The sequence below is a fragment of the Thiobacter subterraneus genome (assembly GCF_055379455.1).
Genome location: NZ_AP042402.1, coordinates 110,603 through 131,612 on the forward strand (window position 1 = coordinate 110,603; position 21,010 = coordinate 131,612).

The 21,010-nt window shown below is 61.4% G+C and carries 27 protein-coding genes; 18 read left to right on the plus strand and 9 right to left on the minus strand.

Annotation, left to right across the window (positions count from 1 at the left end):
* Positions 1-43 precede the first annotated feature (43 nt).
* The 10 genes from ACZ42P_RS00605 to ACZ42P_RS00650 all read left to right on the plus strand — a co-directional run bounded on the left by ACZ42P_RS00605 (position 44) and on the right by ACZ42P_RS00650 (position 6,787).
* Positions 44-883: an ArdC-like ssDNA-binding domain-containing protein gene (locus ACZ42P_RS00605; protein ID WP_464898174.1), complete on the plus strand. Its 840-nt coding sequence runs from the start codon at positions 44-46 to the stop codon at positions 881-883.
* Positions 884-1,035: 152 nt separating this feature from the next.
* Positions 1,036-1,224, plus strand: a complete 189-nt coding sequence (locus ACZ42P_RS00610; RefSeq protein WP_464898175.1) for a hypothetical protein — start codon at positions 1,036-1,038, stop codon at positions 1,222-1,224.
* Positions 1,221-1,352, plus strand: coding sequence for a hypothetical protein (locus tag ACZ42P_RS00615; RefSeq protein WP_464898176.1), 132 nt, complete (start codon positions 1,221-1,223; stop codon positions 1,350-1,352). Before ACZ42P_RS00610 ends, ACZ42P_RS00615 begins: the two co-directional genes overlap by 4 nt.
* A gap of 10 nt (positions 1,353-1,362) precedes the next feature.
* Positions 1,363-2,019, plus strand: a complete 657-nt coding sequence (locus ACZ42P_RS00620; RefSeq protein WP_464898177.1) for a hypothetical protein — start codon at positions 1,363-1,365, stop codon at positions 2,017-2,019.
* 286 nt (positions 2,020-2,305) lie between these two features.
* Entirely contained in the window at positions 2,306-2,899 is a 594-nt protein-coding gene (locus tag ACZ42P_RS00625) for a JAB domain-containing protein (protein WP_464898178.1), read from the plus strand.
* The gene (locus ACZ42P_RS00630) at positions 2,899-3,171 is read left to right on the plus strand and encodes a hypothetical protein (protein ID WP_464898179.1); all 273 of its coding nucleotides are present in this window, start codon (positions 2,899-2,901) and stop codon (positions 3,169-3,171) included. Before ACZ42P_RS00625 ends, ACZ42P_RS00630 begins: the two co-directional genes overlap by 1 nt.
* 104 nt (positions 3,172-3,275) lie before the next feature.
* Entirely contained in the window at positions 3,276-3,746 is a 471-nt protein-coding gene (locus ACZ42P_RS00635; protein WP_464898180.1) for a hypothetical protein, read from the plus strand.
* Positions 3,747-3,925: 179 nt separating this feature from the next.
* Entirely contained in the window at positions 3,926-5,200 is a 1,275-nt protein-coding gene (locus ACZ42P_RS00640) for an RNA-guided endonuclease InsQ/TnpB family protein (protein WP_464898181.1), read from the plus strand.
* 988 nt (positions 5,201-6,188) lie between these two features.
* Positions 6,189-6,482: a hypothetical protein gene (locus ACZ42P_RS00645; RefSeq protein WP_464898182.1), complete on the plus strand. Its 294-nt coding sequence runs from the start codon at positions 6,189-6,191 to the stop codon at positions 6,480-6,482.
* A gap of 62 nt (positions 6,483-6,544) precedes the next feature.
* Positions 6,545-6,787, plus strand: coding sequence for a hypothetical protein (locus ACZ42P_RS00650; RefSeq protein WP_063393546.1), 243 nt, complete (start codon positions 6,545-6,547; stop codon positions 6,785-6,787).
* A 4-nt stretch (positions 6,788-6,791) separates the two neighbouring features.
* Here ACZ42P_RS00650 and ACZ42P_RS00655 read toward each other — a convergent pair whose 3' ends face one another.
* Together ACZ42P_RS00655 and ACZ42P_RS00660 are read right to left on the minus strand one after the other, a co-directional pair.
* Positions 6,792-7,208: a PIN domain-containing protein gene (locus tag ACZ42P_RS00655; RefSeq protein ID WP_464898183.1), complete on the minus strand. Its 417-nt coding sequence runs from the start codon at positions 7,206-7,208 to the stop codon at positions 6,792-6,794.
* Complete coding sequence (locus ACZ42P_RS00660) at positions 7,205-7,459, minus strand: FitA-like ribbon-helix-helix domain-containing protein (RefSeq protein ID WP_310676608.1); 255 nt, start codon at positions 7,457-7,459, stop codon at positions 7,205-7,207. The genes ACZ42P_RS00655 and ACZ42P_RS00660 overlap by 4 nt, the downstream gene beginning before the upstream one ends.
* Positions 7,460-7,769: 310 nt before the next feature.
* Here ACZ42P_RS00660 and ACZ42P_RS00665 point away from each other — a divergent pair, with 310 nt between their 5' ends.
* A complete protein-coding gene (locus ACZ42P_RS00665; RefSeq protein ID WP_464898184.1) occupies positions 7,770-8,180 on the plus strand; it encodes a hypothetical protein in 411 nt (136 codons plus the stop codon).
* A complete protein-coding gene (locus ACZ42P_RS00670; protein ID WP_464898185.1) occupies positions 8,171-8,752 on the plus strand; it encodes a DNA-binding protein in 582 nt (193 codons plus the stop codon). Before ACZ42P_RS00665 ends, ACZ42P_RS00670 begins: the two co-directional genes overlap by 10 nt.
* Before the next feature lie 15 nt (positions 8,753-8,767).
* Here the strand turns inward: ACZ42P_RS00670 and ACZ42P_RS00675 are convergent, their stop codons facing one another.
* The 7 genes from ACZ42P_RS00675 to ACZ42P_RS00705 are packed head-to-tail and all read right to left on the minus strand — an operon-like array spanning position 8,768 to position 13,350.
* Positions 8,768-8,986: a WGR domain-containing protein gene (locus ACZ42P_RS00675; protein ID WP_464898186.1), complete on the minus strand. Its 219-nt coding sequence runs from the start codon at positions 8,984-8,986 to the stop codon at positions 8,768-8,770.
* Complete coding sequence (locus tag ACZ42P_RS00680; RefSeq protein WP_464898187.1) at positions 8,976-9,611, minus strand: uracil-DNA glycosylase; 636 nt, start codon at positions 9,609-9,611, stop codon at positions 8,976-8,978. Before ACZ42P_RS00680 ends, ACZ42P_RS00675 begins: the two co-directional genes overlap by 11 nt.
* Positions 9,589-11,532 carry a tyrosine-type recombinase/integrase gene (locus ACZ42P_RS00685; protein WP_464898188.1) on the minus strand — a complete coding sequence of 648 codons (1,944 nt, stop codon included), beginning with the start codon at positions 11,530-11,532 and terminating at the stop codon, positions 9,589-9,591. The genes ACZ42P_RS00680 and ACZ42P_RS00685 overlap by 23 nt, the downstream gene beginning before the upstream one ends.
* The gene (locus ACZ42P_RS00690; RefSeq protein ID WP_464898189.1) at positions 11,463-11,903 is read right to left on the minus strand and encodes a VRR-NUC domain-containing protein; all 441 of its coding nucleotides are present in this window, start codon (positions 11,901-11,903) and stop codon (positions 11,463-11,465) included. Before ACZ42P_RS00690 ends, ACZ42P_RS00685 begins: the two co-directional genes overlap by 70 nt.
* Positions 11,897-12,145 carry a hypothetical protein gene (locus tag ACZ42P_RS00695; RefSeq protein WP_464898190.1) on the minus strand — a complete coding sequence of 83 codons (249 nt, stop codon included), beginning with the start codon at positions 12,143-12,145 and terminating at the stop codon, positions 11,897-11,899. The genes ACZ42P_RS00690 and ACZ42P_RS00695 overlap by 7 nt, the downstream gene beginning before the upstream one ends.
* Positions 12,145-12,375 (minus strand): hypothetical protein, encoded by a 231-nt coding sequence (locus ACZ42P_RS00700; protein WP_464898191.1) that lies wholly within the window; start codon positions 12,373-12,375, stop codon positions 12,145-12,147. Before ACZ42P_RS00700 ends, ACZ42P_RS00695 begins: the two co-directional genes overlap by 1 nt.
* Positions 12,376-13,350, minus strand: coding sequence for a ParM/StbA family protein (locus ACZ42P_RS00705; protein WP_464898192.1), 975 nt, complete (start codon positions 13,348-13,350; stop codon positions 12,376-12,378).
* 525 nt (positions 13,351-13,875) lie between these two features.
* Between ACZ42P_RS00705 and mobI the strand changes: the two genes are divergently transcribed.
* The 6 genes from mobI to ACZ42P_RS00735 all read left to right on the plus strand — a co-directional run bounded on the left by mobI (position 13,876) and on the right by ACZ42P_RS00735 (position 20,942).
* Entirely contained in the window at positions 13,876-14,358 is a 483-nt protein-coding gene (gene mobI / locus ACZ42P_RS00710; protein WP_464898193.1) for a conjugative transfer protein MobI(A/C), read from the plus strand.
* 204 nt (positions 14,359-14,562) lie between these two features.
* On the plus strand, positions 14,563-14,868 hold the full coding sequence (locus ACZ42P_RS00715) for a helix-turn-helix domain-containing protein (RefSeq protein WP_464898194.1): 306 nt from the start codon (positions 14,563-14,565) through the stop codon (positions 14,866-14,868).
* A gap of 126 nt (positions 14,869-14,994) precedes the next feature.
* Positions 14,995-17,910, plus strand: a complete 2,916-nt coding sequence (locus ACZ42P_RS00720; RefSeq protein ID WP_464898195.1) for a hypothetical protein — start codon at positions 14,995-14,997, stop codon at positions 17,908-17,910.
* A gap of 146 nt (positions 17,911-18,056) precedes the next feature.
* Complete coding sequence (locus ACZ42P_RS00725) at positions 18,057-19,007, plus strand: ABC-three component system protein (protein ID WP_464898196.1); 951 nt, start codon at positions 18,057-18,059, stop codon at positions 19,005-19,007.
* Between the two features lie 43 nt (positions 19,008-19,050).
* A complete protein-coding gene (locus ACZ42P_RS00730) occupies positions 19,051-19,233 on the plus strand; it encodes an ABC-three component system middle component 6 (protein WP_464898197.1) in 183 nt (60 codons plus the stop codon).
* Positions 19,230-20,942 (plus strand): DUF2326 domain-containing protein, encoded by a 1,713-nt coding sequence (locus ACZ42P_RS00735; protein WP_464898198.1) that lies wholly within the window; start codon positions 19,230-19,232, stop codon positions 20,940-20,942. The genes ACZ42P_RS00730 and ACZ42P_RS00735 overlap by 4 nt, the downstream gene beginning before the upstream one ends.
* Positions 20,943-21,010: the final 68 nt, after the last annotated feature.

The window sequence follows — 21,010 nt, forward strand, 5'->3', positions numbered from 1 at the left end:
GGTGCCCCTCTTCTTTATCACGCAACTTCATAAAGGAGGCACCATGAGCAACAACCGCCCCGACTGGGGCAAACTTTTCAACTCAATCCTCGCCGAGCCTGGGCGGCTGGGCGAGTATTACAGTCTGTTCCATAGCTACAGCCTGGGCAACCAGGCACTGGCTATGTTTCAGATGACACTGCGCGGCATCCCTATTGGCCCCATCTCCAGCTTCAACGGCTGGAAGAAGCTGGGGCGCCGGGTCAAGAAGGGCGAGAAAGCCATTGCGCTCTGGATGCCCGTAGTCAAGAAGGAAATCGTCGAGAAGGACGACGGGACGAAAGAGGAAAGAACCAAGCGGTTGTTCATCATGAAGAACAACTGGTTCGCCCTCGGACAGACCGAGCCGATCGACCCAAACAACCCCGGGACGGTCCCGACGCTGGAAACCCCGGAGTGGGACCGTGCAACGGCACTGGCAAACCTCGGGATCATCGAGGTGCCGTTCGAGCACACGGACGGCAACTGCCAGGGTTTCGCCCGCCCGGACAGGGCCGAGATCGCCATCAACCCGCTGGCGGCCATGCCGTGGAAGACCACTTTCCACGAGCTTGCTCACTGCTTGCTGCACAACAAGCAGGCGGAGGTGGCCTTCGTCGATGGTGGCTATGTCAGCCGCTCGATCGAGGAGGCCGAGGCCGAGAGCGTGGCTTTCCTCTGCTGTGCCACCCTAGGGTTGCCCGGACTTGAAGAAGCCCGAGGCTACATCCAGGACTGGCTTGGCTCGAAGGAACGTTCCGAAGAGTTCGCCAAGAAGAGCGCGGCACGGGTGTTTGCTGCGGCGGACAAGATCCTCAAGGCTGGTCACGCGGCCGGCGCGGAGGCGGATGCTGGCCGAGTGTGACAGCCGGAAGGCCGCCGAGCGACAAGCCTGGATGAGGGCATCTTGGCCACCCGGTCTTCGGGCCACGGGTTGATGCGGACCTGTCTTAATTTCCACCCCACACCGGGGCCACCCGGTTGGGGTGGTCTCGGCTCTTTCCAAAAGGAGAAGCCATGTACTACGACGACAACGAGACGGCCAAAGTCATCGCGCTGAACCGAGAGCTGCTTGCGGCACTCGAAGCCTGCGTCACGCAGATTGAGCAGATGCGCGGTCTGTTCAATGACCAGGACGGCACGATTCAGGCCTCCCTTGAGGATGCCTATAAGGCTATTCAAGCAGCAAAAGGAGACGCGGCATGAAAACGGTCTTCACCATTCGCAAGCAGGATGGCTTGTTGTATATCGAGCCCGCACCATGCGCGCATTCCAGTCCGGCTTGCGGCATTGTGAGGAGGATTGGTTGGCTGCTGCGCCTGTTGCTCGGATAAGGAGATGTCCATGGACAGCATCCTGGTTGCAGCAGAGAAATGGGAGGTCATCGCCACGGCCAATTCTAGCCACGTGGCAGCAGAACACAAAGGTAACAAGCCATTGCCCGTGCGGACGGCCGAGTATCAAGGGTTCCTCTATACGGCATTTGCCACGATATACGGGCCGTATGGGGAGGCCAGAAAGCCCACTATAGAGGCTTACCGCCTGGTGCCCGAGTCTTTGTACACGGGGGAGACCACCTTGGTGTACCACGACGAGGCCGCCATTGAGGCTGGGCGCCGCGAACGCGGCGACCACACTGGGCTGCTTGTAGCGGTCGGCAGTGAGCTCATGGTGTGCGCACAGAAGGTTAACTTTGTGATGCACCTTCCAGACACGCCGCCGTTATCTCTGGACGAAGCCAAAGAGCACGACGATCGTCAACGCAGTTCTGGTTGGCGTGCGTTGTGGTTCGGTGGCAAAGAAGCGGAGTGGTTCTCGCTGCGCGGCCATCCTGTGGCCGTGTATCGTGAACACGCAACGCTCGGCGGTGACATGGCAGTGCTGCTGTGGAAGCTCGACGGAGAAATCCGCGAGCTTGCCATTGACAGCGACGTGAGCCTGTCGCCACCAGAAGAGCTGCGCACCGTACCTTCTGATGAAGGCCAGTTGGCGCTCTTCTGATTTTCACTAGCCTGGAAGCGGTTGCCCATAGGGGCGGCCGCTTCCGGCATTTCTATACACAAACGAAACGGTTTTTTGATATGCTTTTCTGGACGCACTAGGAAGTGTGTCGAGGAAAGCAGAATTCAGGCTGATGGATAAACCATTGGCTCGATCCTCCTAGCTGGGGAGGCGAAAGAAACAGCATTCAAGGCGGCCAGGAAGTCCTGGTCGCATCAATTTCCCCAACCGGGGCACCATGTCCCGGTCAGGGGTGTGGTGCCCCTTTTTCATTCAAGGAGGCACCATGAATCATATGTCCAATGCTGACCTGCTGGCTGTGCTGGTTGGCAGGAAAACAGCCAAAGCGCTGGCGGCCAAACCGCTAGCGGAGCTGTTCGGCTTCTACAGGCCGAGGCAGCAGCACCTGTTCGAGGAGCCGGCAGCTTACACCGTCCATCCGGCTCTCGCCGCAGCGAAGGAGCTTTTGGTTCGCTGTATCCGGGAACGGATGGAGGAAGAAGACCTGCGCTTCTCCTCGCCGGAAACGACCAAGACGTTTCTGTGCTCACAAATCGGGCATCTGCAACATGAGTCGTTCTGGTGCCTGTGGCTGGACGCTCAGCACCGTTTGATCATCGCCGAGGAGCTTTTCCGAGGCACGATCACGCAAGCCTCGGTTTATCCACGTGAAGTGGTCAAACGCGCGCTGGCGGCGAACGCTGCCGCCGTGATCTTCGCTCACAATCACCCGTCTGGCGTGGCAGAGCCGTCACGGGCCGACGAAGCGTTGACAACAACCCTCAAGCAGGCGCTCGCGCTTGTGGATGTCAGGGTGCTGGACCATTTCGTCGTCGCCGGGAATCGGGCCACGTCGTTCTCTGCGAGAGGGCTGCTGTAATGGGCGCGATCAAACCCCTCCGGGAGGAAATGACTCTGGTCGTGGATCTCGATGAGCGTGGCTGGTTCAAGGCCCACGTCGAGAACCAGAACGGCGAGACGGTCTTCGAGTTCTCGAATGGGGACGAGGAGACCGGATGGCCGAGCGACGATGGGCTGTGGCTCATCGAATGCGGTTTCATGCGGCACGGGCGTGACGCTGATGGGCTGCTGGATTACCTGCGGTCTGTCGGTATCGCGTCACCAAATGCCGTCTTGAGAGTAGAGGGGTAATCCTCATAACCATCATGACCCCGCCGAAAGGCGGATCCCCAAACCGGGGCCACTATCCCCGGTTGGGGATGGTGGCCCCTTTCTTTTTTTGAAAGGAGAGCCGAATGGCATATATTGCAACCATCAACATCTTCAATGTTGCATTCAATCCGTTTAAGCTGGTCATCGAGGCTTACACGGTCGGTGGTGTCGAAGGCGGCCCATCATGGGCCGAACTGACCGTGACGGAAGACTTCCTCAACAAACTGCAACGGATGCGTGCAGTTTGTGAGGATGCTGGTCTCGACTCAGTTTCCGTCTCGCAATGCCCGGACAAATGGGATCGCGAGGAAGAGCTGGGGATGGAGGGTGACACCCTCAAGGTATGGCCCGACCACTTCTGGTTCGAGGCTAGCCCTGATGTCGAGACCAGGATGATCGACATTGATTTGTTGTTGGAAGTGGCCGAGATCGTTGCGGGGGATACCGAAAATCCTCTGCCACCAGGATTCATGATCCAGAACGGGGTCGTGTTCTATAGCGAAAGCGATCTTGAAGAGCTGGTTGACTCATATGAGTCAACCGTCAAAAGGTAGACCCCAAACGCAAACCACCCGCGCCTCCAGCCGCGGGTGGTTTACAATTTTTTCCGCTGGTTCACCATCTCGCGCGAGAAGCCGCGGCATTCATGCCGGGGAGGGATAGCGCATAACGGATCGGTTTCGTGCGTTTTTCGGCCACGATTGGGGGATGCGCGTTTGCTAGTCTGCGTTTTATGAGAACCAACCGGATCAGATTGCTGCCGGACGGGAACGCCGGGCGGACGCTCAAGCGGCTGGGCGATCGCGTATCCGCGCTGTGGAACGCGGCGAACTACATCTGCCGGCAAGCGTTTCTCGCGGGCGGCAAGGTGCCTGGGTACGCGGCGCTGTGCGATGGGCTTGCGGCGCACGAGACGTACCGGGCGCTGCCCTCCGACATCGCGCAGGAGGTTCTCAAGAAGCTCGCCGAGGCGTGGAAGTCCTATTTCGCGCTGCGGGAGCGCTGGAAGAAAGGGGCGTTTCCGGATAAGCCCGGGCTGCCCCGCTACCGCAAACGCAAGGACGGAAGCCGTCCGGCGGATCTCATCCCCATCAAGTGCGGGCGGTCCTATGCCGTGGATTCCCGAACCGTCGCCGTGACCCTGCCAGCCGATCTCCGGAACGGCTCCGGGCGGATCAGACTGCCCTACCGTGGGTTGCGGCGCTACGACGGGAAGCCGGGGCGGGCCGAAATCGCCTTCGATGCGGGACGGAATCGCTGGTACTTCCGCTATGCCGTCGAGTCGCCCGAACCGGCTCCCGCCCAAGGCGGGCGGATCGCCGGCATCGACCTTGGGGTGCGGGTGCTCGCCTCGCTCTCCATCGAGGGGGTGGAGACGGCGATCCACTTCCTGGGCCGGGAAGTCCTGAAGGACTGGGACTACTGGGGCCGGAAGATCGCGGAGCACATGGCGGAGCTGTCCCATCGTCCGGCGGGGAAGCGAACCTCGAAGCGCCTGCGGCGGCTGTACCGCAACCGCCGGGCGCGATGGGAGCACGCCTGGGAGGCGCTGGCCGCGCGGATCGTCTCCGTTCTGAAAGCCCACCGTGTGGGTCGCGTCGTGATCGGATGGCCGAAAGACATCCGGCGCGAGGTGGATTACACGCGCCGGTGGAACGGACGCATCCACGGCTTCTGGAGCTTCGACCGGGCGAGCCGGATCATCGAGAAACATTGCGCCAGGCGCGGCATCCGCGTGGAACGCGTGCTGGAGCGCGGCACGTCGGAAACCTGCCCGTCGTGCGGCTCGACGGACGTGGCGAGGCGGCCGTGGAGCGTGTTGCGCTGCCGGACCTGCGGGCTGGTCATGGAAGCCAACCAGGCCGCCTCGCGCAACATCGCGAAGAAAAGCAAACCCAGTCTGTGGGACGGGGCGGAGGCCGCCCCGAGGCCTGAAGCCCTCCGGTGGACGAAACACCGGTGGATGGACGCCTCGAATCCTCTCCATCCGGAGAGACTTGCAGCATGAGCCGCAGGAATCCCCTTCCTTCAGGGAGGGGAGGAGGTCAATCATGGGAATCCGTATCCCCCCGCCGTCCTACAACTTCTCGACAAGGCGTGAGCCCCGCCTTAAGGCAGTAAAGCTCAAATATAGCAGGCTGCATGCGCCGCTGGCCACCCTCCCATGATTCCCAGGCGCGCAATGAGGCACCAACGAGCTCGGCAGCTTGCCGCTGGGTGTGGCCGGCCATCAGGCGGGCCGCCTTGATTTGCTGCGGGTCAGGCTTGCTGCGCATGTCTTCTTACGGCATCTGTCTCTGAACCCATGCCCTGATCTCAAAGGGATTAAGACTACTTGGTCACCCTGAGCTTGGCCCTGGCCAGCTCTTGCTTGAACCGTTGTGGAACCCGCCGCCCCGTCTGGAATACATCCGGGAGCGTCCAGCAGCCATCCGAACCCGGGATGGCGTAAGCCCATTCGTCCGGGGCGCCAGAATCGGGGTCAAGATCACGCCTGATCAGGCACAGACGGAGCGCGACCCCGTCTATTCGATAGTCCGGGTAAAAATCCTTCACCCGGCCCTGGAAGTCTACGCAAACTATATCTTCGAGCTCATCAAGCCATTCGAGGCCCCACTCATACACTATGCGTTCCACGTATTCCTCCGGAACGGAACTACACATTGTGAAGATATCATATCCGCACATTGTGTGGTCTACCAATAGAATTATTTTATTGCCGCCCATGCGCGGCACTAATTGCCTATAAAATGCGCGCCCCAGATACTGGTTCTAGACGTGCTATACAGCGCTGTCGTATGAGAAGAAGACATGCTCTGGTGGGGCAACAAACTACCGCTGCCGCTTCTTGTGGTCGTTCGCGCCAAACCCCGTGCAGACCACGAACATCCCAGCAAGGAAACCGCGCTGAAGCCGCGGCCGTCGGCTCCGCCCACAATGGGGCTCATGCGGAAGCGGCCTGATTGAAACACCCTGGTCCCTCAAACATGAGGGCCGTGGATTTTTTGCTCGTGCGCATGGTGAAGGCATCGCCGCCGCCCATGCCTGCCTGGATCGCTGTAGCCGAGGCGCACGGTCTTGGTTATCCACAAAATTTGTGGATAACCGGGCTGTCGTTGGGCTTCTCTGCCAGAAATCTACGGCCTTTTTCTGGCGTGATCAAAGATTGCGCAATCCGCGCAAAGCTCAAGGCGGCAATCGCGTTCATGATAACTGTCATTATCATGAACGCCATTTTTTGCACGCAAGTCGGCAAACCAAAAATACAGCTGACAAAACCCCATAGATAACAATTGCTTGCGCCTCCGTTTGCTGCTATAGAGACGACGAACGACAGGAAGGAGAAGAAGAGATGGGTCTACTGACCAGACAGCAAGCGGCCGACCTGATGGATGTTCCCGTTTCCTGGGTTGATGCGTTCCTGGAGGTTGGCTCGCTGGAACGCCACGAAGGACCGAATGGCGAGACGTTGATCGATGCCGACGAGATTCTGGTGAAGCGTTTTGCGGCAACCCGCTTCGAAGCCGCTTCCCTTGCTCACGTCCGCAGCATGCTGAAAAAGCTTGGCGCGGGCCGCCCTGCGGCAAGTGGTTAGCGCTCTACGCCTCCCAGGGGTTGATCACTTGTAGCCCTGCCGCCTGGTAAGGGCCGGTGTCGCGGGATGCAACGATGAACCCTCGCGAGGCCGCAATGGCGGCGATATATCCGTCAGGCGTCGGGAATCCCAGGCCAGCGGTTCTAGCCGTCACGGCCAGTTCGGCATAGTGGCGGGCCGCATCAAGATCGAACGACAGCACTCGATCGCCAAACAGTTCCATCAAGCCATCGAGGGCGCTCTCCAGCGTGTTCTTGCGCTTACCGGCCGGCAGCGCTGCGATGCCAAACAGCAGCTCCGCCAGCGTCACGCTGGACAGGTACAGGGTTTCCGCGGACTGCTCGTTCAACCAGTTCCGCACGGCGGGATGCGGCTCTGGCCTCATCGCCTCGGAAACGACGTTGGTATCCAGGAGGATCATTCAAACCTCATCGGCTCGGCCGGCGTCTTGTCCCGCACCTGTTCAAAGACTGCGAAATCCTCATCCTTCAAGCCAATTTTGCGACCCAGCGCCGCCAGGGCATCGCCCATGCGGATGCGCTCCGCCGGCTTCACTGCGTTTTCCAGGATGGCGCGCACCTCGGCCTCCGTACTGCGCCCGTGCATGGCGGCGCGCACGCGAAGCGCCCGATGCACCTCATCAGGTAGGTTACGTACTGTCAGGGTGGCCATATCCAAAACCCCTTATCTGCTTTCATTGACATCAATGATAGGCGGATGACTGCATTTATGCAAGCATAGTCGCATTACAGAACCACCAGAGCACTTCCAGTAGCAGACAGTGTGGATTTATCGCCCGTAGGCTGAGCTACGCAACCGCCAGTGGACCGCCAGTAGCAGGCCCCAAACGCCACATCCTCAGCGGGTGCACCTCCAGAGAACTGCCTGTGCAGTGTGGCGTGTACCACACAAACCGGCCCATGTTAACTTGAATAATGTTGTATGTTGTAGTAGTATCGTATTAATACATGAAGGATCGTATATGAAAGAGTTGCTCCTGCTGATGCGCGAGACCATCGTGCGAGCTTTTGAAATCGCGACGTTTCGGTCTGCAGGGTCTGATCTTCCGGAATCGAAGGGCTTTGCCACGTGGTTAGCTGCCCTCTCAGCCGCATTCGTCGCTGGAGAGCAACTGGCGCGCGGCCACGGCATCGCCGGCATGCTCATCACTCCGCCCGCCTGGCTGTTCGTGGTTTGGGTATCCTCGCGGGTGGAGGGGAGGATCAACTATCGCATCGCCTCAGCCTTGCTTCTCGGGTCGATTCCCGTGTGCGCCGGTTTGATGCTGGTCGCCGGCCACGACCTGTGGGAGTGGGCGGTGGCCGCATGGGGTGCTTTCGTGATGCTCAACGTGCTCGTGCAGCAGCACGAGGAGTGGTCGCCATGGCACTGACCAAGGATGACATTTGGGCCGTCGCTGACCGGCTCGACGCAGAAGGGAAGGCGCCGACCCTGGCAGCCGTTCGTAAAGCGCTTGGCAGCGGAAGTTTCACGACGATTTCCGAAGCCATGCGCGAGTGGCATCAGCGACGGAAGGAGAAGGCGGACAAGGTGCAGGAAGCCGGCCCTGTACCACCCGACCTGGACGAGGCCGTCCGCCGATTCGCTCAGGAAGTATGGGCGAAAGCTACGGAGATGGCCAATGCGGAGGTGGTGAAGCTGGCGCACGAGTACGCCGAGGCCAGGAAAGAGTGGGACCGCGAACGGCAGGAGCTGGAAGCGGTGGCCGAAGACCTGTCGGTGGCGCTGGAGGAGTACCAGGCTAAGGCGGAAGAAGATCGCGCAGCGTTTGCGGACTTGGTTCGTCGTCACGGCGATACCGAAGCCCTTGTGCTCAAACTCAAGGAGCAAGTGAGAGGAGACGAGGCGCGGATCGAGGAGTTGCGGCAGGAAAACAAGCGCCTGCATGATCTGTTGCGCCAGATGGCTTCGACCCGAGCAGAAAACGATCGACGACAGCCCTAAATTCTTCGTCTTCTGCTATTGACCGACCGGCACATAGCCGTGCCTTTCCCGCACGCGCATGATCCGGCGTACTTCTCTCAGGGCATCCTGCTCGAGTTCAAACACCTGGTGTTTCATCCCTCCACGCCGGTTGTGCAAGCCATACCAGCGCCGATACAGCACAAAGGCCCCGAACAGGTCGCGCTCCAGCCACATGGTGTAGCCGCGCCGGTCGGTTCTGTACTCAAGTAGCATGCGAAAACTCCAAACATTCGACGGCCAGTTCAACCTGCTCTTCCCCAATCTCACGCCACACCTTTCCGTTGGACACCCTGCGGTTCCACGCCATGCCTGAGGTGTGCGGCATGGGAATGGCAAAGATGCCGTCCACAGCGCCATGCAACCTCCGGATCGCCGGCTGAAGGATTGGGTGCGCATCCTTGGCAAGCAGCACCGGGGACTTCCTGGATCGCTCGATCTGCCGGTGGAGCGGACCCGGCCCGAGAAAGACCTCTGTCGCCGTGGCCCCTACCAGGAGTAGCACGGTCGGCCTGCATTCCAGCAGGAAAGCCGCAAGCCACGGCAGGCAATTGTCGATCTCCTTCCGGTCCGGGCTGCGGTTGTTCGCCGCCCGGCACCGGACGATGTTGGCCACGCCGTAGTCGCGGTTTCGCTCCAGCCCGTGCCGGACGAGCAGGGTGTCGAGCGTGCGGCCGGCCTGCCCGACGAATCCTTCTCCGATTTCGTCCTCCTCCACGCCCGGCGCTTCCCCGATCGCCAGCAGACCGCCCGGCGGGCAGGGGGTCGGCAAGACGATCTGGCTGCGGCTGGCGGCAAGCCTAGGGCAGAGCTTGCAATCAAGCTCGCGATTCCAATTCATACCACAGTTGCTCATCGTCGGTCTCCGTGTAGATGCTGGTGGTCGCCAGACTTGCGTGACCCAGAAGCTTTTGCACCAGATTCACCGGCACGCCGCTCGACGCGAGATGCGCGCCGCAGGTATGCCGTAGCCAATGGACAGTGGCACGGCGGAAGACCTTGGCTTCCTGGTCTTTGCCATCCGCAGCCAGGCTTTCTGCTGCCTGATGGAACACCATCCGCAGCGTCTTGTACAAGGCGCTTCCTGTCATCGGCTCCTGGCTTCCAAGCCGGGAAATCAAAGGCGTCTCGGGCGGATTGGCGAGTGGGTCGGGATCGAGGCCACGGCGGGCAAGGTATTCCCGGAGGAGATTTATGACCCGGCTGGGCATGGGCACGGCCCGCCACTTGCCGCCTTTGCCCAGCACTTTGAGCATCCAGCGCACGCCCAGGCCATCCTTGAGCGGCATGGTATAGAGCCGCCCGATGCTCGCATCCACCAGCTCCGATAGACGCAGGCCAGTGGCTTGGGCGAAGGGCAACACGAAACGCAGCCGTGATGTCGCATCGTCCGCAGGCAAGGTGTCGAGGAAAGCCATCAGGTAGTCCCATTGGCCGGCCGTGAACACCCGCGTCAATTCCACGTCCTCGGGTGTGTCCGGGCTTGCGGCCAACTTCCGGCTCACGGCGTCCCAGGGATTGAAAGCGCAATACTGGACGCGCACCAGCCAATCGAACAGACTCGACAGGATCGTCAACGCCTGCCGGACACTCGTAGCGGATAGAGGGCCGTCGAACGGACGCCAGTTCGGGCTGAAACGCGGCGTGTTTCGGCTGCCGATCCATTCACTTTGGGGAATCCGGAACGGCCACTGCTCCGGGTTCGTCCGCCCAAGAATGGACAGCCAGTCCCGGTACGCCGCGCAGTCCTCGATGGTGAGATCGGAAAGCGCCTTCTGGCGTTCGATCACAGCCCAGAGAAGGAGCCGTTCAGCCTCCTTGCGGTAGGCCCTGGACGTGTGCGCACTACCCGATTTCGTGGCAAGCCAAGACTTGATGGCCTGATGGTCATTGGCGGCCTGGATGCGCGGCCGACCTGTGTGTCTGTTGGAACCCGTCTCGCCGGACAGCGGCTGCGGCACCGCGAGGACCTCGATGGGCACGATGGCGGTTTCCAGGCTGCGGGCCTGGACGAGCAAAGGAGCGGGCAGGCTACGAACAGGCGCAAGAGCGTGGTCCGGCAGCGGACCCAGTGAGGATTCGTATCCACGCAGCAAAGCGACGATCCGGGCGGCGCCTTTCTCGCCGAGCTTTGGCACGGTGACCCACCAACGGTATCCGCGTTCCCGGATTCGATTCAGAAGGGCGCCGATGGTCGGAATGCCGGCAAGAACCAGTCGATCGGCAACGGGCTTGTCGAACCATGCGGACACCAGATCGGAAGGCACTGGTTCGGTTGCGAGGAGATGCTCGATTACATCGAGCGCTTTCAGTTGGCGCTCGATGAGGCGTCGACGCTGACGGATTTTCCTGTCAGCGGCTTGAGGGAACGTCTCCAAGTACAGCCGGATCAGCTCTTCTTCTTGGTAGAAACCGTCAGGGTCGTGTTCCGACCGGAAATCGTCCAGCGATGGAAGTGCAGGGATCTTGACCACCTGGCTGGACGCCAGCTGGAGACGCAGCAATCGCGCCTCGCCGCGTTTGCCCTGTCTGAGCGCCGCCTGGCTCAGGGTATCGCGCAGCCAAGCGAGCGTGGACTTGGCAAATCGCAGATCAAGGCCGGTTTCAAGGTAGCGGTCCGCGAGCAACTTGAGATCGAGGCCCTGCAGCCAGCCCCGATAGAAGGCGAGATGGTGGCGGCCAACTTTCCGGCTTACGGCTCCAGAAAGCACAAGCAAACCTCTTGGAACTCGTCGACCGACCGCACGACCGCCGTCAGCCATCCATCCTGCGCGAGCGCCGCCAGCCAGTCCGCCTGACACCTGCTGAGCCTGCCGGATGGCGATTTGACCTCAACGGCCAGGCCGGACCACGGCCCGTTTCGACGGGGGAGCAGGATGTCCGGCAACCCGGGCCGGACACCCATCGCTTTCAGCTTTCCGGCTTCGCCTTTTGGGCGCATTCCGCCGTTCGGAACGTGAAAAATCCACCGCAATAGCGGGTAACGAGCAGCCTGGGTCGCAGCCCACTGGATGCATGCGCGATGGATGGCCTCTTCAGGGGAGCGCGCGATTCTTCCGCGCCTCCGCCTGCGCCCGGATGTGGCCACAACCAGCGCCCTGTACTCGGCTACAGAGATGGAAGTTGTCAGCATGAACGGTCCTCTTTGAGTAACGACATGAGAGCATCTTCCAGGTTGCTTGAATCGCCGCACCTGCGCAGGACCGCGACTGCATCGAGGATCTTCTGCGGCTGGGGCACGACGCCATGGACCAGGCTCGAGGCACAGGCAATCAGTCTGGACACCTCGTCTGGCTTCAGGCTGACCCGCGCCGCGCGCATGAGCAGATGTTCGCCGATCGAGCGCGCGACGCCGCCCGCCTTAGAAGCTGACATCACAACACGCCTCCAAGTTTTCTTGCGATGGCGCCTACCCTGGTTTCAGCGTCTCTGTCTTGGCTGCTCTTGGACGGTTGTTCGTCCCGCATGACCTGGCCGGACACGCTCACCAGCCCGACAGTGGCAAGGGTCCGCAGCCGCTCGGCGCGCTGCCGCGGTGGGGTGCCGTGAAGCGCCTTGTAGAGCTCTGGGTTCCCGGTCTCGGTGACAACGACCACGATGCGCATTTACAGGTTTGCTCCCATCAGCCAGAAGCCCCGGGCGTTGGCGTACACCGGGTCCTTTGGTGTGATCACCTGAAGACGCGGAAAGGCGCTTTGCAGGGCCTCACGGAAGAAATCCGCTCCGCCGCCCACGAGGACGACGAGATCCGGCGCCTCGCCCTCAGTCCGCAGCGACTTCTGGATGGATTCAACGACGACCGGACCGACCGTCTTCGCGGCCTGCTCGATGTAGGGAGCCAGCTCTACGCGCTGGCCAAGCACGAGCACGGTGGGCTTGCCAGACCGGATGGCGTTTTCGAGGGTTTCGGTCTTGACAGCCGAGCCATGATCCTTGGCAATCAGCCTGGAAGCCTCTTCGAGAACGACCGATGACGCATTGAGGCTGGTGCCAGACGACTGGCGATGCAGGTCTTTGTTGGCAATCACAACCCAATCGACCGAAAAGAATCCGGGATCGACCACGAGAACCCGCGCGTCCTCAATATCGGCATCTTCCTGGGAGATGTAGTCCAGAAGCCCACCAACCGGTTGCGGGATAACCATGACCTTCTCGACGGTGACGGTTCTCCTGGGGGTGACTTGATGCGCTCCCTGCATTTGCTTGGCCACGGCTTTCTTGCGGGTTTCGTCCAGATATTGAGAGACCGGCAGCCCGGTGACGAGCATGTCGATCCTGTCCATCTCCGAGAGGAGAAGCCCAGCGTGAAACAACGCCTTGTAAGACGCGCTGGAGGAGTAATCCGCGTGGAGAGAGCGAATCCACATTTCGGCGCGGTCCGGTGAGACGCCGGCGATGAACTCTTGCCCGTCCACCATCACATGCAGGAAGTCCTCGTGCGCCTTCCCGTCGAAGCGCGACCCGAAGCGGTCTGCGGGAGCCGCGCCCGCAGGGCGCAGGTGCGTTTTGGGAGATTCTCCTTTCTGTCCGAAGGCGAGCTTTAGATTGGAGTACCCAATGTCAATGCCGAGTATGTTCAAAGCGCTTTCTCCTTAAAGCTACGGGTTCTGTCTACCGCTAGAGCACCGCCAGTCGCAGACTGCGCCTGTCTGTGCCAATCTTCCAGGTCCAAAAAACCGCTAGTGCACCGCTAGTGCCGCAGGCCGCTTCATGGCGCAACAGCGAACTGGTAGCGAACTTAACATGGACGCCGCTGGCAAACTTTTGGAAAAGCGCACAAAACAGCATCCTTTAGCGCGTTTTTTTCGCCGGCCGCTTGTTACGATTGGCCTCAATCCGCCTATTAGGAGGAACGCAAGTGTTGGCATCTGAAAAACGCGGCCTCAGGGGGATTCATGGGGGTTGAATTCCCCTGAAGCTGGGGGATTGAACCAAGGCAGAGACGAGGTGACGCCGACGGGCGTCTGGGAGGCCGAGAGGCAAGAATCGTCGGCCCCTAATAGGGGGATTCATGGGGGTTGAATCCTCCTATTAGGGGCTGGAAAAACGCGGCCTCTGGGGGATTCATGGGGGTTGAATCCGAACTAGTAAGAGTAGGAAGCATCATGGGTAGAACTGATCACGGGGAACTGGTGGTAGAGCAGCTCCAGGCATGGCTGGATGACCTGTACGATCGCGCGTATGAGATCGTGGAAGCACACTGGGCGGTCGTGAGGGCGACAGAGCAGAAGATGCCTGGGTGGGAGAACAAGAGCACGCTGCAGGTGCGGTGCGTGCGAGACGGGAACGCCATCAAGCTCGAATGGGCTAGGGTAAAGTGGGTCGGATCGAAGACGAAAGGGACAAGGCGGGCGGAGAGGCTTTCCATTCGAAAGACAGGGGAATATGGCTACAACCTGAAGACCCTCCTGGGTTTCAGCAAAGAGTGGGAGAGGCCCTTGGTCGAGGATACCGAGATCAAGCTGACGGCGATCCGGCGCGAAGCGCGTCACGTCAACAAGGCGCTGCAGTACATCCGATTCGCCAAGGCTGCGAGAGAAGCCGCTATAGCCTCTGACAAGAAGGGTGACGCTGATGCGTACCCGTGAATAATGTGGGCGCGCTCCTGAAGGAGGCGTTGCGCGCCCTGATCGAGCGAGAGAGCGCCCGTCGGCTCATCCGGCTGGGTGGCACGGAAGATCAACTCAAGGTTCGGCCCATCGGGAGCGCTGGTTGAGTTAGATACGTCTTTGACGTATAGTGCTGCTAATGTTCATGTTCGTCGAAACGCCTACGTTCGTTGGAGATCGAGAATGGCTAGTACTGGCAAGGCCAAGCGACCGTCGAGCGGTAAAGCGCTGGGCCTGAAGTTGCTGCAGTCCGTGCGCGAGATGAAGGCCGGTCAAGCGGCCCGTGTCACCTCGGTGGCGCCTAACGAGATTGCTCAGGCTCGGCAGAGTTCAGGTCTTTCGCAGGCGCAGTTCGCTGAAGCGCTCGGTATTTCAAAGCGCACGCTGCAGGAGTGGGAGCAGGGCCGTCGTTCTCCATCAGGGGCGGCCAAGGCGCTCATTCGCATCGCCAAGCGTCATCCCGAGGTCGTGCGAGAAGCCTTGTCGTGAGCCAGGCGACGAACCACTCGTTCGAGCGGACAGCTGCCGGTAAGCCGGCAGCCGACGCTCAACTCGAACGATATCCCCTGCCGCAAGGGGTGCGGTGGTTACCTGAACATCGGGATGGAGTGTGCAATGAGTCCGGCCATCAGACACCGGGAAGAGACGATCAACACACAGCTTGCAATCGTTCTTAGCAAGCACGGCGTCCATGCGGATGCCGAGACGATCCACCGGCATGGACAGCAGCGACCGGATGTGATGTTTCTGATGGGTGGCGTCCGCGTTGTGATCGAGGGTAAATACGCGGACGCTCCCGATGCGGAAAACACAGTGCTGCGCGCCGCAAGGCAGCGCGTTCAGAGCGGCATCTGCCACATCGCCGTGGCGCTGATCTATCCCAAGACCCTTCGGACGGTTCCCGTCAGCAGGCTCGATGCGGCGCTGTCGGAGAGCCGGTTGAGGCACCGGGTCATATCCGAGACCGGAGAGACGGACTGGGCCGAAGGAAGCCCAGACGAGGTGCTTGCCTCTCTGCGCCGGGCGCACGAGGCGATGACAAAAGACGACATCGTTGCTGCCTCGGCAGAGAGGTTGTCTGAGCGCATTCAGTCCATCGCCGATCTATGGGCAGGCGCGGGCGGCATCTGCGACAGGCTCTCCGACACCCTGGGGATGCACTCCAAGCGCGGCGAGACCGCGCAGGAGCGTGACGCACGCCGCGAAACGGCGGCCAAGGTGGCCGCGCTGGTGCTGGCCAACGCCATGATCTTCCAGGAACAACTGGCGGCATCGAATGCGGATGGGCGCATCGACTCGCTGCGCGCCTACGACAACGCGGCAGACCCGATCAACGAGATCAAGAAGCACTGGCGCTGGATCTGGACGCGCATCAACTACGTCCCGATCTTTCAGATTGGCGAGGCCATTCTCGAAGAAGTGCCGATCACCCAGGGAGCTATCGCGGCGGTTCGCTGGCTCAAGGACGAGGCCAAGGCGATCTGCGCCAACCAGTCGGCGCTGCGGCACGACCTGATGGGACGCATCTACCACTGGCTGCTGCACCATGCCAAATACCTTGGGACGTATTACACGGCCACGTCCTCGGCCACGATGCTGCTCAAGCTCGCCTTCGCGCAGAAGTGGGACATCGATTTCGGCTCGCTGAAAAAGCTGGTCGATTTCGTTGCTGCCGATCTGGCCTGCGGCACGGGCACGCTGCTGATGGCGACGGCGCAGGCCATCACTGACCGGTTCATCGTCGATCGCGTGAGTTCCGGGCGGAGGATCGAGCAGACCGATCTGAGGCATTTGCACAAAACCCTGATGGAAAACGTCATCTACGGCTACGACGTGCTTCCGTCGGCGGTGCATCTGACCGCATCGACCCTTGGGATGCTCGCGCCAGAGGTGACGTACAGCAAGATGAACTTGTTCACGATGCCAATGGGCGTTCAGGGGCGCACGCTGCGGCTCGGCAGTCTGGATTTCATCGGGCATCGCTCGGTGCCCACCCAATTCACGCTCGACTACAGCCAAATGGAGGTCAAGCAGACCGGGGTTGCCGCGGAGCACTACACGAAGGCCGAGGTGCCGACGCTCGACCTGTGCGTGATGAATCCCCCGTTTGTGCGCTCCGTGGGCGGCAATCTGCTCTTTGGCAGTCTGCCGGACGATGAGCGTGACAGGCTACAGGCAGAGCTGAAACGGCGGGCACAGAATCTCAAGGCGTCGGTCACGGCGGGCCTGGGCAGCGTGTTCATGGCGATCGCGGACAAGCACCTGCGTGTGGGCGGCCGCATGGCGTTCATCCTCCCTGTGGCCCTGGCCACGGGTGAGGCATGGGGCGAGAGCCGCAAGCTTATTGCCGACGGCTACCACCTCGAGGTCGTGATCGTCAGCCATGACGCAGAGCGCCCGAACTTCTCCGAGAACACCGACCTGTCCGAGCTGATGTTCATTGCGAGGAAGCGCAAGCGCGACGAGGCGCCTGGCCGAACGCTCTACGTGAACTTGTGGCACAACCCGGCCACGATCTATGAGGCCATGGATCTGGCCTCGCGCATTGCGGCCACTCACGCGGCGGACGTGGAGAGCGGATCGGTCACATCGATCAAGGGCAGCGACGGACGCAAGCTCGCGGAACTCGTCTCCCTTCCTGCGGCACAGGGAGAAGAGCAATGGATCGGGGCGCAGTTCGCGCAAACATGGACGTTACGGGTGGCGGTAGAGCTTTCTGAGCATCACCAATTGACTGTCCCGGGTAGCCGCTCTATTCCTGTCCCTCTTTGCCGAATCGATCAAATCGGGGAGATTGGTCCAGATCAGAGAAGAATCCACGATGGATTCAAGGTTTCTGACACCGAATGGTCTCCTTACCCCGCTTTCTGGAACCACGAAGCAAAAACCGTCACGACGATCAGGCAGCAGCCGAATTCGTGGCTTTCCCCATGGCTCGAATCTCCACGCGGTCCGAACTATGGCGCAACCCGCCTGTGGCCGCGATCAGGGCGCATCCTGCTGGTCGAGCGAGTGCGGACGAACTCGCATCGCGTCTTGGCGGTCGGCTTCGATCAGCCGGTGCTTGGCAACACCTGGTGGGCGCTGAAGACATCTCTGGATGCCAGACAGGAAAAGGCCCTGCTGCTGTGGCTCAATTCAACACCCTCTCTGCTTTTGATGCTGTCGCGTCGCGTCGTCACGCAAGGCGCCTGGATGAAAATCAAGAAGCCGCAGTGGGAGGCGATGCCGGTTCTCGATGTGCGCAACCTGGCCGACGACGTTCTTTCCAGACTGGCGGACGCCCACGACCGTCTCGGCGGCCAGGAACTGCAAGCGCTCGCCAGGCTCAATGTCGATCCGGTGCGTGCGGAAATCGACGCGGCAATCAGCGCGGCGCTCGGCCTGCCCGATATGAAGCCCTTGCGCGATCTGCTCGCGCGCGAGCCTGGGTTGACGGGCAAGGGGCTGTCTGCCAAGCCTGGACAGGCCGGGCTCTTTGGCAAAGACGAGCTGCCTGAGGCGATGCCGGTTCAGATCGAGCTGCTTTGATCGCGGTCTTGATGGCCGACGCGCTGGACAATCCTCATCCGTAGCGCAGAAGACCGACGATCATTCCGACTGCTGCGGCCAGCATGACACCAAAGCGGATCGTCAGGTCTTTGGTCAGACGTAAGCATTGGTGCTAAAGTTTTCCCATGAGCGCGCACGACGACTACTGGCTGGCGATACACTTCAAACTGCGGCTCTATGAAGCCGCTGGCGAGGCGTTCCAGCGTTTGGTGGCCGATGTGCTCATGGCGCAATACCCGGCTTTCGTTCCGGTTCGTCCGTCGGGGTCAGTGGGTGATCACGGCAATGATGGCTATGTGCCAAACCTTGGCGTGTTCTTTCAGGTCTATGGGCCCGCGGCCAGCAGTAACGTTTCGGAGCGGGAAGCAGCGCGCAAGGCGCGCGCGGATTTCGCCAAGCTGCGACAGCGTTATCCTGACATGAAGGCTTACCGGTTCGTGCTCAACGACCGCTTTCATGGCATTCCTGCGAGCGTATTGGATGAGCTTGACGCCATGCAGCGCGAAACCGGCATCGACTGCCGGGCCATGGGTGCCGGCCACCTCTTTAGCATGTTTCGCGAGCTTGCGGCAGACGTGCGCGCGCAGATCGTGCAAGGCGTGCCCGGGGAGTTGCCCGACTGGATCGACCCGCGCGCCGTGGGCGAGGTCCTCGAACATCTCGCGCACCATGATGCAGGCTGGGGCAACATCGCCAAGCACATCGCGCCGGACTTCGACGAAAAAATCCGCTTCAACGGCCTCGACGGTTTCGCGGCCGATAGACTGCGCAGCCTGTCCTATCAGGTCGGCAGCGTCGATGCTTTCTTCCAGGCGCGTGACCCATCCCTTGCCCAGGCAGTTGCGCACGAACTGCGCGCGCTGTACGCCGAAAGCCAGCAAAACATCGCGGACTCCGACGAAGATGCTCCGGCGCTGCGCTATGTCTGGATGATCGAGCGCATCATTCCGCCCGCTGCGCGGCAGCACCCGTTCATGCTCAAGGCTTACCGCGAGGCTGCCGAAACGGTGCTGGCCAAGTATTTCGAAACCTGCGACGTCTATGACGCACCTGGAACTTGCGGTCGCGCCGCATGAACACATCCGCTTCGCCGACAGCCTCCTCGGGCTGGCGGGGTATGTGCGCACACTGCTGGCCGATGCGCCGCGCACGCTCGACGAGCTCCTGGCGCAGCTTGAACGGCCGGACAGCCCGTGGCCCTCGCGGCCCGGCATGGGCGAACTGTCGCTGGCGGTGACCCTGCTCTACGCCATCGGCGCGGCCCGCCAGGTGGAGGGTGATCGCGTGGAGGCTGTGCCATGAGGCTCATCGGCTTGAGCTGCGACCGGCCCAGCTTCAAGCCGCTGGCTTTTCGCCCCAGCGGGCTGTCCGTGCTGGTGGGAGACGCGCAGCAGGAGCAAGGCAGCGCCAACGGCGTGGGCAAGACATTGGCGCTGCGCCTGGTGCACCACTGTTTAGGCGCCCATCCACGTAACGAGCTGAAACAGGGCGTGGGCGACTGGCGCTTTGCGCTGGAGTTCGAGCTCGGCGCGCGGAAACACCGCGTCGAACGCAATGGCGATGGCTCCGGCATCACCCTCGACGGCAAAGCGTTGAACCAGAACCAGCTGCGCGACTGGCTCAACCAGCACGGCCCGTTCGTGCTGCCGCAGCGCGGCAGCCTGAGTTTTCGCAGCCTCTACCGACGCTTTGCGCGCGTGGAGCGTCAAGATTTGCTCGACCCCGTGGTGCTCGGTCACGAGGAGAAACACCAGGGCCTCGTGCACAGCCTCTACCTGCTGGGGCTCGACATCGAGCTGGCGCTGGGCAAAATCGCCCGCCGCGAGCGCATCCTGCAGCTCGACGCCAACCTGAAGCTGCTTGCCCAGGCCGACAGCCGCCTGCGCGACCTGCTGCGCAGCGGGATGGCTGCGCAGGCGCAGATTGCCGATCTGGAAAGAAGCATCGATGAATGGCAACGCCGGCTGGACGCCATGCAGGTGGCCGACGATTACGAACAGGTGCACCAGTCTGCCCAGGAGCTCACCGAAAAGCTGCGTCAGCACGAGGTGCAACTGGCGCGCATCGATTTTCAGCTCAAGGGCATCGAGCAGGCGCTCGACAGAAGGCCGGACATTACCCGCGAAGCCTTGCTGGGCTTTTACCGCGGCCTGGAGCGCGTGTTCAAGCCCGAGATGCTGGCGCACTTCGAGGCGGTCGAGTCGTTTCACCACTCGCTGGCCGAACAGCGCCAGCGGCGGCTCGAACGCGACCGCATCGCGCTCATCCAGCAGCGCCAGCGCATCGAGCAGGAGCGCCGCGAGGCCGCCCGCCAACGCGACGAGGCGCTCGCCTATCTGGGCGGGCACCACGCCCTGGACGACTATATCGCAGTGGCGCAACGCCTGGCCCAGATGCGCGCCGATGTCGAGCGGCTGCGCAATTATGAGGACGCCAAATCTGCCTGGGAAAAAGAACGCATCGCGCTCCAAGAACAGGACGCCGAGGACAGCCGCCGCGCCAGCGACTACCTGGCCACGCGCCCCATCGAGTGGGCCGACCGGCGTTATCGTGAGCTGATCCACACCCTCTATCCGAATGAGCCTTGCGGCATCACGCTGGAAAACAACCTGAACACGAACAACAAGCTGCGCTACAACCTGGCGGTGCAGGTGCAAAGCCAGCACTCCGACGGCATCAACGCGGCGCGCGTCATGGCGTTCGACTGGCTGATCTACCGCCACGGTGCACACCACACCATGCGCCACCTGTGGCACGACAACGGCCTGTTCGACCCCGTGGATCCCCACCAGCGCGCCGCCTGGCTTGGCCTCACGATGCGCGAACTGCAAGGCTCGGACATGCAGTACATCGTCTCGATCAACACGGAAAACTTCGCCTCCACCCGCGAGCTGCTTTCGCCGCAGGAAGCGCGGGCGCTCGATGAGGCCGTGATCGCGCGCCTCTTTGGCGATGCCGAAGAGCACAAGCTGCTGGGGGTGCGCTTTGGCGTGGGGGGACGAGCCGCATGATCATCTGCGCTACAGACCGTTCTGCCATCCATACTCAACCGAGGCCGCGCACTTAACGAATACCAAAA